Origin of the sequence: Pseudomonas sp. FP453 (assembly GCF_030687495.1) — a bacterium.
In the GTDB taxonomy this organism is placed as follows: domain Bacteria; phylum Pseudomonadota; class Gammaproteobacteria; order Pseudomonadales; family Pseudomonadaceae; genus Aquipseudomonas.
In genome coordinates this window covers 2,502,411-2,515,987 of sequence record NZ_CP117435.1, presented here as the reverse complement: position 1 = coordinate 2,515,987, position 13,577 = coordinate 2,502,411, and the positions used below count along the sequence as shown (strand labels likewise).

Sequence of the window (13,577 nt, the reverse complement as noted above, 5' to 3'; positions counted from 1 at the left end):
ATATCGCCTGTACCGCCGTTTTTATGCCAGCGCGGCCACCAGGCTCTTGATGAACTCGGCATTATCGACAATCCGGTGGTGAGTCGTGTCAATCACCACCGAACGCTCGATCCCCGCCTGCCCAATCACTTCACGCAAACCACTTTCAATCAACGTCTGGTGCATCCCCGCTTCGCTGCGCGCCGCCCACCAGCAACTGACCGAGGCCTTGATCGGCCGGAAATCGGTAGCCTGCAAACGCTCATCGAGGATCTGCTTGATCGCCCACGACCGCTCGGTTTCACCACCGCTTTGCAGCTCGGCCTTGAGCGCCTGGAAGCTGGCGCCCAATGCCCCATCCGCCCAGTCGCACAGGTGCTGCCACTGCTGCTCCTCATCGTGATCCACCTGCTGAGCCTGCTGCCACTGCGCCTGGATCTGCTCGGCAGACGCCGGGAACATCACTTCCATCATCTGTGCCCGGCGTTCCACCGCACTCGATTCCGGCTGCGACTGCCCAACGCCCTGCTCCCAGAACGCGGTAAACCGCGCCGGCGGTGGCGCGTCGATCCAGCCGACAAACTCCACCGTACGCCCGGCCTGCTCCAGCAGGTAAGCCACTTCCATCGCCAGGTTGCCACCCAGCGACCACCCCGCCAGGCGGAAAGCCCCCTGCGGCTGCGCGTCCAGCAGTTGCTGCGCATAGTCCGCGACCATCTGCGTCCAGCCCGGCACCGTGCCGTCCTCTTCCACCAAGGCCCGGCAAATGATGCCGAACACCGGCCGTTGCTCACGCAACGCCAAGGCAATCAGCTTGTAGCAATGCACCGAGCCGAAACTGGGGTGGAACAGGTACAGCGGCGTACCTTGGGTCTGGCTGTTGAGCGGCACGATCAACGAACTGGGCGCATCACCCTCGATGCAACGGGCTTGCCCGGCCACCGTAGGGTTCAGCATCAGCTGGTTGACCGCCAGCGCGGCGCCGCAGAGACGGTTGATCCGTTCCTTGAGCAGCAACACCAACAACGAATGGCCACCCAACTCAAAGAAGTTGTCGTGCACACCGACGCGCTCAACCTCCAGCACCTCGGCCCAAATCCCTGCAATCCGCTGCTGCAACGCGGTTTGCGGCGCCGCGAATTCACGGCCTTGGCCAGCGGCATCCGGCTTGGGCAGCGCCTTGCGGTCCAGCTTGCCGTTGGGACTCAACGGCATCTGCTCCAGCACCACCCATTGCGCGGGCACCATGTAATCCGGCAAGTGCTTGGCCAGATGGCCGCTGACGTCCCCACGCCACTCGACGTCGGCGGCGTGCAGCACCACATAGCCCACCAGCTGTTTGTTATCGACCACCAGCACCGTGGCTTCGCGCACCGATGGGTGCTCCAGCAGACGCGCTTCGATTTCACCCAGCTCAATACGCAGGCCGCGCAACTTGACCTGATGATCGAGGCGCCCGAGGTATTCGATCACCCCGTCGCCACGCTGGCGCACGCGGTCGCCGGTGCGGTACAAACGCGCGCCGCTGTGGAACGGGCATGGCACAAAACGCTCGGCGGTCAACGCCGGACGCCGATGATAACTGCGCGCCAGGCCTTCGCCGCCCAGGTACAACTCGCCGGCAACACCGACCGGCACCGGCAGCAGCTGCGCATCCAGCACATGGGTGCGCAGGTTGGCGATGGGTTCGCCGATAGGCACGGTGTCGCTGCCCTCATCGACGCAGGTCCAATGGGTCACGTCGATGGCCGCTTCGGTCGGGCCATACAGGTTGTACAGGCCGGCGGCGGGCAGTTTCGCAAAGACCTGCTGCTGAGCATCCACCGGCAACGCTTCGCCACTGCACACAATGCGTTGCAGGCTGTGGCAGGTGGACACGGCCGGGTCTTGCAGGAAAGCCTGCAACATCGACGGCACAAAGTGCAGCGTGGTGACGTGCTCGGCGTTGATCAGGCTGACCAGCCTGGCCGGATCGCGATGATCGCCCGGCGCTGCCACCACCAGGCGTGCGCCGGTCATCAGCGGCCAGAAGAACTCCCACACCGACACGTCAAAGCTGAACGGGGTCTTTTGCAGCACCGTATCCCGCCCATCCAAACCATAGGCTTGCTGCATCCAGCACAGGCGGTTGGTCAGTGCCGAATGGCGATTGCCCGCGCCTTTGGGTTGGCCGGTGGAGCCGGAGGTGTAGATCACATAGGCGAGGTTTTCCGGGTCGATCACGATGCCCGGGTTGTGCTCGCCATAACCTTCAAACCACGACTCACCCAGCACCAGGCTGTGCAGCCCCGCCGGAATCGGCAGTTGCTCCAGCAAATGCGCCTGGGTCAGCAGCAGCTTCACGCCGCTGTCTTCGAGCATGTAGGCCAGGCGTTCACGCGGATACTCCGGGTCCAGCGGCACATAGGCACCGCCCGCCTTGAGGATCGCCAACAGGCCGACGACCATTTCGATGGACCGCTCCACGGCCACGCCCACCAACACATCCGGCCCCACGCCCGCTTCGATCAAGCGATGGGCCAGGCGGTTGGCGCGGCGGTTCAGTTCGGCGTAGCTCAGGCGCGTGTCACCAAACGCCAGCGCTGGCGCATCCGGGGTACGGGCGACCTGCTCTTCCATCAGTTGGTGTACACCGCGTTGCAGCGGATACGTCTGTGCAGTGGCGTTCCAGTCGTGGACCAACCCCTGCTGCTCGGTCTCGTCCAGCAACGACAACTGGCCAATGCGCTGTTGTGCATCGCCGGCCATGCCGTCCAGCAGGTTCAGCCAGTGGCGCGCCATCCGCGCCGGGGTGGCCGCGTCGAACAGGTCAGTGGCGTAGATCAGCGAGGCAAACAGCGCGTCACTGGATTCCTGGGTGCTGAGGCTCAGGTCGAACTGCGCGGTGCGGGTTTCCCATTCCAAGCCGCTGACATCCAGGCCCGGCAGTTGTTGCAACTGGTCAGCGCTGTCGGTCTGGTGATTGAACATCACCTGGAACAACGGGTTGAAACTCAGGTTGCGCTCGGGGTGCAACGCCTCGACCAACTGTTCGAACGGCAAATCCTGGTGCGCCTGGGCTTCCAGCGCCCGTTGCTTGACCTGTTGCAGCAGTTGGCTGACCGTCAGTTGCCCGTCGATGTCGGCCTTGAGCACCTGGGTGTTGACGAAGAAGCCGATCAGGCGCTCGGTTTCCTCACGGTTGCGGTTGGCCACCGGCACGCCGACGCGGATGTCCTGCTGGCCGCTGTAGCGGTGCAGCAAGGTCTGGAACGAGGCCAGCAGCAGCATGAACAGCGTGACTTCCTCACGTTGCGCCACCTGCCGCAGCTTCGCCAGCAAGGCCGGCGGCACGCTGATGTCGAGGCTCGCGCCGTGATGGCTTTGCAGGGTCGGGCGCGCATGGTCCAACGGCAATTCCAGCACCGGTTGCTCACCGCCCAGGCGCTCGCGCCAGTAGTCGAGCTGGCGGTGTTTTTCGCCGGCCTCCATCCAGCCGCGCTGCCAGCTCGCGTAGTCGGCGTATTGCAGCGCCATGGCCGGCAGTTGCAGGGCCTGGCCCTGGCTGAAGGCCGCATACAGTTGCACCAACTCATCGACCATCACCTGCATCGACGCACCATCGGAGACGATATGGTGCTGCACCAGCACCAGCACATGCTCATCCGCCGCCAGACGCAGCAGGCTCACGCGCATCAGCGGGCCGTGTTGCAGGTCGAACGGTTCGGCGATCTGTGCCTCCACCAACGCCTGCAAGCCCGCCTCATCGGCATCCAGTCGCAGGATCTCAACGTCGGCGTGCGCGGCAATCACTTGCACCGCGCGCTCGCCGTCCTGTTGCACGTGGGTGCGCAGGCTTTCGTGACGGGCCACCAGGGTGTCGAAACTGCGCTGCAACGCGGCCGTGTCGAGGTGCCCCTTCAGGCGCAAGGTGCCGGGGATATGGTAAGCAGCGCTGTGCGGGTCCAGCTGCCAGAGGAACCACTGGCGCTCCTGGGCATAGGACAACGGCAACGGCTCTTCACGCCCCACCGCCAGCATCGGCGGCGCCAACGGCTGGGCGTTCACGGCGTCGGCCAGCACGCTGGCGACGAAGCCGTGCAGGCGCGGCTGTTCGAACACGCTGCGCAGCGGCACTTCGCGACCGAGCAGATTGCGCAGGCGCGAGATCACTTGCATCGCCAGCAACGAGTGGCCGCCCATTTCAAAGAAGTGGTCGCTCAGGCCAACGCGTTCGGCGCCGAGGATGTCGGCCCAGATTGCGGCGACTTGTTGTTCCAGTTCGGTGACCGGTGCGACCCAATCCTGTTGCGACTGGCTGGCGTCCGGCTTAGGCAACGCCTGGCGGTCCAGCTTGCCGTTCGGGTTGAGCGGCATGCGGTCGAGGAAGATCAGGTGCGCGGGCACCATGTAGTCCGGCAGTTGCTCGCGCAGCACGGCTTTCAGGGCTTCGGCGTCAGTTTCAGCGGCCACAAGATAAGCGACCAATTGATTGTCAGCCGCCAACACCAAAGTTTCGCGCACGCCCTCCTGGGCCAGCAACAGCGCCTCGATTTCCCCCAGTTCGATGCGGAAACCACGGATCTTCACCTGATGGTCCACGCGGCCAACGTATTCGATCACGCCGTCGGCGCGGTAACGCGCAAGGTCACCAGTGCGATACAAGCGATCACCGCCGAACGGATCGGGGACAAAACGCTCGGCAGTCAGCAACGGACGATTCAAGTACGCCCGGGCCAGACCGCACTCGCTGCCGATGTACAACTCGCCGACAGCGCCCAACGGCGCCAGATTCAAATCGCGATCCAGCACGTACAGCGCACGCCCCGGCAACGAACGGCCAATCGGGCTGGCGGTGGCGCCGATGGTTTCCGCGCCGCTGGTGCAGTCCAGCACGCTCGACACCACGGTGGCTTCCGTCGGGCCGTAGGTGTTCAGCAGGCGTACATGACCAAGACCCGCCTTGAGCCACTGCGCCGGACCGTCCAGCGGCATCGCTTCGCCGCCGATATGGATCTGACGCAACGCACCGTAAGAACGCGGCCCCGCTGCCAGGCAATCGAGCAGGAACAGGTTCCAATAGGCGGTCGGCAAGTCCGCCAGGGTGATGCCTTGGCGGATGATTTCCGCGTACAGGCGGCCGCTGTCCCACAACTCCGCACCGCGCAAAACCACGGTCGCGCCATGGGTTAGCGCCGGATACAGCTGCTCGACGAAACCATCGAAGTTCAACGTGGCGAATTGCAGGACACGATCATCCTCGGTCAACCGCGAATAACCCGCCGCAATGCTGGAAAACTCGGTCAACGCCGCGTGGTTGATCGCCACGCCTTTCGGTTTGCCGGTGGAGCCCGAGGTGTAGATCACATAGGCGAGGTTCTGCGGACCAACCACTGCCTGCGGATTATCCTCGGCAAACAGAACGACCTGATCAATCGCCACGCTGCGCAGCCCTTCGGGCAACGGCATCGGCACGTGGGATTGGGTCAGCACCAGGCTGACGCCGCTGTCTTCGAGCATGTGCAGCAGGCGTTCGCGCGGGTATTGCGGGTCCAGCGGCACATAGGCACCGCCGGCCTTGAGGATCGCCAGCAGGCTGACCACCATGGCAAACGAACGCTCCACCGCAACACCGACCAACACCTCGGGGCCGACGCCTTGGGCGATCAGATAATGCGCCAACTGGTTAGCCTGCCGATTCAGCTCGGCGTAAGTCAGCGTCTGCTCATCGAGACACAGCGCAATCGCGTCGGGACGCCGTTGTGCTTGCCGCTCAAACAGCCCGTGCACACCCAACGGGCTGTGGAATGCCGCAGCGCCGTTGTTCCACTGCACTTGCTCGACACCGGCCAGCAGCGCCAGCTCGGCAACCCGTTGGTGCGCATCGGCGGCCACCGCGTGCAACAGGTGCTGCCAATGCTGCGCCATGCGCGCGATGGTCGCGTCGGTGAACAGGTCGGTGGCGTAAGTCAGCGTCGCAAACAGGCCATCGGCCGAGGCCTGGGTATCCAGGCTCAAGTCGAAATGCGCCGGATGGTTGTTGGACTCCAACCCCTCCAGACGCAGGCCCGGCAGTTGTTCGCCGCGCTGCACACGCAGCTCGGACTGGTGGTTGAACATCACCTGGAACAACGGGTTGTGGCTCAGGCTGCGTTCCGGTTGCAGCGCTTCCACCAGCTGTTCGAACGGCAAGTCCTGGTGCGCCTGGGCTTCCAGCGCGCGGCGCTTGGTTTGTTGCAGCACCTGGGCAAAGCTCATCTGCCCGTCGAGATCGGCCTTGAGTACCTGGGTGTTGACGAAGAAGCCGATCAGGCGCTCGGTCTCCACGCGGTTGCGGTTGGCAATCGGCACGCCGACGCGGATGTCCGACTGGCCGCTGTAGCGGTGCAGCAGGGTCTGGAACGAGGCCAGCAACAGCATGAACAGCGTCACGCCTTCGCGCTGCGCCAGGGCCTTGAGGCCGGCGACGGTATTCGCCTCCAGCGCCACGTCCAGGCGCGCACCGCGATAGCTCTGCACGGCCGGGCGCGGATGGTCGAGGGGCAATTCCAACACCGGTTGCTCGGCGCCCAACAGCTCGCTCCAATAGTTCAGCTGGCGTTGCTTCTCGCCGGCGTCCATCCAGGCGCGTTGCCACAGCGCGTAATCGGCGTATTGCAGGGGCATGGCCGGCAACTGCAGGTCACGGCCCTGGCTGTAGGCGGCATACAACTGCACCAGCTCATCGACCATCACCTGCATCGACCAGCCGTCCGAGACGATATGGTGCTGCACCAGCACCAGCACATGTTCCTGCGCGCTCAATTGCAGCAGCTTGACCCGCAGCAACGGGCCCTGGCGCAGATCGAACGGGCGGGCGATTTCCGCTTCCACCAACGCTTGCACCTGTTCGGCGCTCGGGTGGTCGAGGGTAACGCTGTCGATGTGCAGCGTGGCCGCCGGCAGCACCTGTTGCAAGGTGCGCTCGCCGGCGCTGACAAATACGGTGCGCAGGGTTTCATGGCGCGCCAGCAGGCTGTCGAAGCTGCGCTGCAACGCCGCGCGGTCCAGTTCACCGCTCAGGCGCAAGGCGTTGGGCACGTGATAGGCGGCGCTTTGCGGCTCCAGCTGCCAGAGGAACCACTGGCGTTCCTGGGCGTAGGACAGGCTCAACGGTTGATCGCGCCCCTCCGCCAGCATCGGCGGCGCCAACGGCGTTTCATCGGTTTGCAGGGCCTGCAAGGCCAGGACGAAACCTTCCAGTTGCGGCTGTTCAAACAACGTACGCAAGGCGATTTCCCGCGCCAGCAATTGGCGCACCCGCGAGATTACTTGCATGGCCAGCAGGGAATGCCCGCCCAGCTCGAAGAAGTGATCGCTCAGGCCGATGCGTTCGGCGCCGAGCACATCGGCCCAGATCGCGGCGACTTGCTGCTGCAACGCGGTGACCGGCGCGACCCACACGCCTTGGGACTGCGCGGCATCAGGTTGCGGCAGGCCCTTGCGGTCGAGTTTGCCGTTGGGGGTCAGCGGCATTTTGCTGAGGAACATGAAGTGCGCCGGCACCATATAGTCCGGCAGGTGGGTTTTCAGGGCGCGGCGCAGGGTTTCGCGGAACTCGGTTTCGTTGGCCAGCGGCGCATCGGCGGGCACGACGTAGGCCACCAGTTGCTTGCCGGTCGGGCTGTCTTGCGCGACGACGACGGTTTCACCGACGCTGTCCTGCTCCCGCAGACGCGCTTCGATTTCCCCCAGTTCGATGCGGAAACCACGGATTTTCACTTGGTGATCGACGCGGCCAAGATAGTCCACCACGCCGTCCGGGCGGCCACGGGTCAGATCGCCGCTGCGGTACACACGGCTGCCGGGTTTGCCGAACGGGTCCGGCACGAAGCGTTCGGCGGTGAGCGCCGGACGCTCCAGGTAACCCCGCGCCACGCCCTCGCCGCCCAGGTACAACTCACCGGCCACGCCGATGGGTTGCAGGTTGAGTTGGGCGTCCAATACGTAGCCGCTGCGATTGCCCAACAGTGTGCCAATCGGTGCGTAAACGGCGCCGCATGGATCGCCACGGCGGGCCTTCCACAACAGCGGTGTGACCACGGTTTCAGTGGGGCCGTAGCCGTTGAACAGATACGTCGGCTTGAGCGCACGCCAGGCCAGATCGTAACTGGCCTGCGCCACTGCATCTCCACCGAAACAGTAGACCCGCACAGCCGGTGGGTTGCCATCGCGCTCGGCGTGCTCGGCCAGCTGTTGCAGGTACACCGGCGGGAACACCGCCATGGTCACGTTGTGGCGATGCATCTGCGCGTAGGTGTATTCCGGCAACCATAGGCTGTCGTCACGGATCAGCACGCTGGCACCGTTTATCAGCGGGTGCATCCAGCCTTCGTGGGAACCGTCGAAGGCGAAGGACATGAAGTGCAGTTCACAGTCGCTCGGGCTGGTTTCGTAGCGTTCGCCGGTGGCGATGATGTGTGCCACCAACGGGCCGTGGGAGACGGCGACACCTTTGGGCATGCCGGTGGAGCCAGAGGTGTAGATCACATAGGCGAGGTTGTCGCCGTCCAACGCCACTTGCGGCGCCGTCTCGGCGTAATCCTCGGTGTGATCAATCGCCAGCACTGCAAGACCTTCAGGAATCGGCAGTTGCGGCACCGCACTGCTGTGGCTCAGCAGCAACTTCGCGCGGCTGTCTTCCATCATGTACAGCAGGCGATCACGCGGATACTCGATGTCCAGCGGCACATACACGCCACCGGACTTCATCACGCCGAGGAACGCCACCAGGCTTTCGGCACAGCGCGGCATGGCGATGGCCACACGCACTTCCGGGCCGACGCCACGGGCGATCAGCGCATGGGCCAAACGGTTGGCCTGACGGTCCAGCTCGCCGTAGCTGAGGGTTTGCGCGTCGAACTTGACCGCCACCGCCTGGGGATTTTCACGGGCGCGGTCGGCGAACAGCTCATGCACCAAACGGGCACTTGAGAAGCCGGACTCGCTGCGATCCCACAGTTGCAGAATGTGCTGCTGCTCATCGCTATCAAGCAGGTTCAACTGCGCCACGTTCTGCTGCTGATCGGCAACCATCGCCTGCAACAGGTTCTGCCAATGCCGCGCCATGCGCGCAATGGTCGGCGCGTCGAACAGGTCGGTGCTGTAGCCCAGCGACGCCCACAGGCCGTCGCGGCTGTCGTGGGTGTCCAGGTCGAGGTCGAAGTGCGCGGTGCGCCGCTCCCAGGCCAGGTTTTCAATGTTCAGGTGCGCCAGTGCCAGCGGCTCACGCGGCCCGTCGGTCTGGTAGTTGAACATCACCTGGAACAGTGGGTTGAGGCTCAAGCTGCGTTCCGGTTGCAGCGCTTCCACCAGTTGCTCGAACGGCAGGTCCTGATGGGCCTGGGCGTCCAGCGCCCGTCTCTTGACCTGTTGCAGCAGCTGCGCAACGGTGGTCTGGCCGTCGATATCCGCCTTGAGCACCTGGGTGTTGACGAAGAAGCCGATCAGCCGTTCGGTCTCGACCCGGTTGCGGTTGGCGATAGGCACGCCGACGCGGATGTCCTGCTGGCCGCTGTAGCGGTGCAGCAAGGTCTGGAACGAGGCCAATAGCAGCATGAACATGGTCACGCCTTCGCGCTGGGCCAGGGCTTTGAGACTGGCTGCCAGCGCCGCCGGCAACGGCACGTCGAGGCGCGCGCCGCGATGGCTTTGCTGGGCCGGGCGCTGGTGATCGAACGGCAATTCCAGCACCGGTTGCTCGCCGCCCAGCAGGTCGCGCCAGTAGCTCAACTGGCGTTGCTGTTCGCCGGCCTCCATCCAGTCGCGTTGCCACAGCGCATAGTCGGCGTACTGGATCGGCATCGCCGGCAACTGCGCCACTTCGCCCCTGCTGTAGGCGCTGTAGAGCTGCACCAGCTCATCCACCATCACGGCCATCGAGCCACCATCGGAGATGATGTGGTGCTGCACCAGCACCAGCACATGCTCATCCGCCGCCAGGCGCAGCAAGGTCACGCGCAGCAGCGGGCCCTGTTGCAGGTTGAACGGCCGCGCGATTTCGGCGGCGACCCGCGCGTGCAGGTCGGCCTCGTCGATATCGGCCAGCTCGATAGGCAGCGTGACCTGCGCACCAATCACCTGCACCGCGCCCTCGCCTTCTTGCTGCACATAGGTGCGCAGGCTTTCGTGGCGCGCAATCAGGGTGTTGAAGCTGCGCTGCAAGGCCTCGCTGTCCAACTGACCGCTGAGGCGCAAGGCGCTGGGGATATGGTAGGCGGCGCTGTCGGGGTCCAGTTGCCAGAGGAACCACTGGCGCTCCTGGGCGTAAGACAGCAGCAGCGGTTGCAGGCGGTTGCGCGCCAGCAGCGGTGGTGCCTGTTCGACGCTTTCCAGCGCCTGCACCGCCGCCACAAAACCGGCCAACCGGGGTTGTTCGAACACCAGTTTCAACGGTACTTCCTGCGCCAGGGCGTGGCGCAGGCGTGAGACCACTTGCATGGCCAGCAAGGAATGGCCGCCCATCTCGAAGAAGTGGTCGCTCAGGCCGACGCGTTCGGCGCCAAGGATGTCGGCCCAGATCGCGGCGACTTGTTGCTCCAGTTCGGTGACCGGCGCGACCCATTCCTGTTGCGACTGGCTGGCGTCCGGCTTAGGCAACGCCTGGCGGTCCAGCTTGCCGTTCGGGTTGAGCGGCATGCGGTCGAGGAAAATCAGGTGAGCGGGCACCATGTAGTCCGGCAGTTGCTCGCGCAGCACGGTTTTCAGGGCTTCGGCGTCAGTTTCAGCGGCCACAAGATAAGCGACCAATTGATTGTCAGCCGCCAACACCAAGGTTTCGCGCACGCCGTCCTGGGCCAGCAACAGCGCCTCGATTTCCCCCAGCTCGATGCGGAAACCACGGATTTTCACCTGATGGTCCACGCGGCCGACGTATTCGATCACGCCATCGGCGCGGTAACGCGCGAGGTCGCCGGTGCGGTACAGGCGGTCGCCGCCGAAGGGATCGGGGACGAAACGCTCAGCGGTCAGCAACGGACGATTCAGGTAAGCGCGAGCGAGGCCGCACTCGCTGCCGATATACAACTCGCCGACAGCGCCCAACGGCGCCAGATTCAAATCGCGGTCCAACACGTACAACGCACGCCCCGGCAGCGAACGACCAATCGGGCTGGCGGTGGCGCCGATGGTGTCTGCGCCGCTGGTGCAATCCAATACGCTCGATACCACGGTGGCTTCGGTCGGGCCGTAGGTGTTCAGCAAACGCACATGGCGAAGACCCGCCTTGAGCCACTGCGCCGGGCCATCCAGCGGCATCGCTTCGCCGCCGATATGGATCTGGCGCAAGGCCCCGTAAGAACGCGGTCCCGCCGCCAGGCAATCGAGCAGGAACAGGTTCCAATAGGCCGTCGGCAAGTCGGCCAGGGTGATGCCTTGGCGGATGATTTCCGCGTACAACCGGCCACTATCCCACAGCTCGGCACCGCGCAATACCACGGTGGCGCCATGGGTCAGCGCCGGGTAAAGCTGTTCGACGAAGCCATCGAAGTTCAGCGTGGCGAATTGCAGGACGCGATCATCCTCTCTCAACCGCGAATAGCCCGCCGCAATGCTGGAAAACTCCGTCAGTGCCGCGTGGTTGATCGCCACGCCTTTCGGTTTGCCGGTGGAGCCCGAGGTGTAGATCACATAGGCCAGGTTCTGTGGGTCGACCGACCGTTGCGGATTGCCCTCGGCACACCGCTGCAACGCGTCTGCGGCGTTGTCGATATCCAGCCGCGCCACGTCAGCGGGCAACGGCAATTGCTGGGCGGACTGGCACAACACCAGGCGCACATGGCTGTCTTCGAGCATGTGCAGCAGGCGTTCGCGCGGGTATTGCGGGTCCAGCGGCACATAGGCGCCACCGGCCTTGAGAACCGCCAACAGGCTGACCACCATGGCGAACGAACGCTCCACCGCGACGCCCACCATGACTTCCGGGCCAACGCCCTGGCCGATCAGGTAGTGGGCCAACTGGTTGGCCTGGCGATTCAGTTCGGCGTAGGTCAGCGTCTGCTCATCCAAACACAGGGCAATCGCGTCGGGACGTCGTTGGGCTTGCCCCTCAAACAGGCCGTGCACACCCAGCGGGCTTTCGAAGGATGCACCGCCGCTGTTCCAGGCGTTCAGCATGTCGCGCTGTTCAGCGTCGGCCAGCAACGTCAGTTGCGCGAGACGGTTGCCAGCGCTGGCGACCATCCCGTGCAGCACGGTTTGCCAATGCTGCGCCATGCGCGCCACGGTGGCCGCCTCGAACAGGTCAGTGGCAAAGGTCCAGGAGGCCCACAGACCGCTGTCGGTTTCTTCGGTGTCCAGGCTCAAGTCGAACTGCGCGCTCTCGCTGGCCCACTCCAGTGACGTCACGCCCAGCCCTGGCAATTGCTGCGCGCCGGCGTTTTTACGGGTTTGCGCCTGGTGGTTGAACATCACCTGGAACAGCGGATTGTGGCTCAGGCTGCGTTCCGGTTGCAGCGCTTCCACCAGTTGCTCGAACGGCAGGTCCTGGTGACTCTGGGCCTGCAACGTGCGCTCCTTGACCTGGGCCAGCAACTGGCGAAAGGTCATCTGGCCGTCAAGGTCGGCCTTGAGCACCTGGGTGTTGACGAAAAAGCCGATCAGGCGCTCGGTCTCGGCGCGGTTGCGGTTGGCGGTGGGCACGCCGACACGGATGTCCGACTGCCCGCTGTAGCAGTACAGCAGGGTCTGGAACGACGCCAGCAACAGCATGAACAGGGTCACGCCTTCGCGCTGTGCGAGGGCCTTGAGGCCGGCGACCAACGCCGGTTCCAGCGCCATATCCTGACGCGCGCCGCGATAACTCTGGCGCGCCGGCCGTGGGTGATCGAACGGCAGTTCCAGCACCGGCTGGCTGCCACCGAGCTGTTCGCGCCAGTAACCGAGCTGGCGCTCCCTCTCCCCCGCTTCCATCCAGCGCCGCTGCCACAGGGCGTAGTCGGCGTATTGGATCGGCAGCGCGCCGAGCTGGCAGTCCTGGCCCTGGCTGTAGGCGGCGTAGAACTGCATCAGCTCTTGCACCATCACGCCCATGGACCAGCCGTCGGAGACGATATGGTGCTGCACCAGCACCAACACCTGCTCGTCTTCGCCCAGGTTGAGCAGGTTCACCCGCAGCAAGGCACCCTGCTGCAAATCGAAGGGTTCGGCGATGAGTGCCTGCACCCGCGCTTGCAGCCCGGCTTCGCTGACCGCGCTTTCAACGATCTCGACGACGGCGTGGGCCAGCACCACTTGGGAGCGGTTGTCGCCGTCCAGGTGCAGGCGCGTGCGCAGGCTTTCATGACGCGCCAGCAGGCTGTCGAAGCTGCGCTGCAAGGCGCTTTTATCCAGGCGCCCGCTCAGGCGCAGCACGCCGGGGATATGGTAGGCGGCGCTGTGCGGGTCCAGTTGCCAGAGGAACCATTGGCGTTCCTGGGCGTAGGACAGCGGCAGCGCTTCACCGGCCTCGCGGGCCGGGGCAATCGGCAGTTGCCCGAAGTTCATGCCACGGGTTTGCAAACGTTGGTAGAACTGCTGGCGTTGTTCCAGAGGCAGGCGAAGAAAGCGCGACACCAGGTCGATATTAGGGTTGGAAAGCATGG

1 protein-coding gene is annotated in these 13,577 nt (G+C 64.6%); it reads right to left on the bottom strand.

Annotation, left to right across the window (positions count from 1 at the left end; genetic code table 11):
- Positions 1 to 21: 21 nt before the first annotated feature.
- Positions 22 to 13,575: a non-ribosomal peptide synthase/polyketide synthase gene (locus tag PSH87_RS11425; protein ID WP_305433675.1), complete on the bottom strand. Its 13,554-nt coding sequence runs from the start codon at positions 13,573 to 13,575 to the stop codon at positions 22 to 24.
- Positions 13,576 to 13,577 lie beyond the last annotated feature (2 nt).

Excerpts from the sequence above, each read along its gene's own strand:
- PSH87_RS11425 (WP_305433675.1), bottom strand. The coding sequence starts at position 13,575 with ATGCTTTCCAACCCTAATATCGACCTGGTGTCGCGCTTTCTTCGCCTG.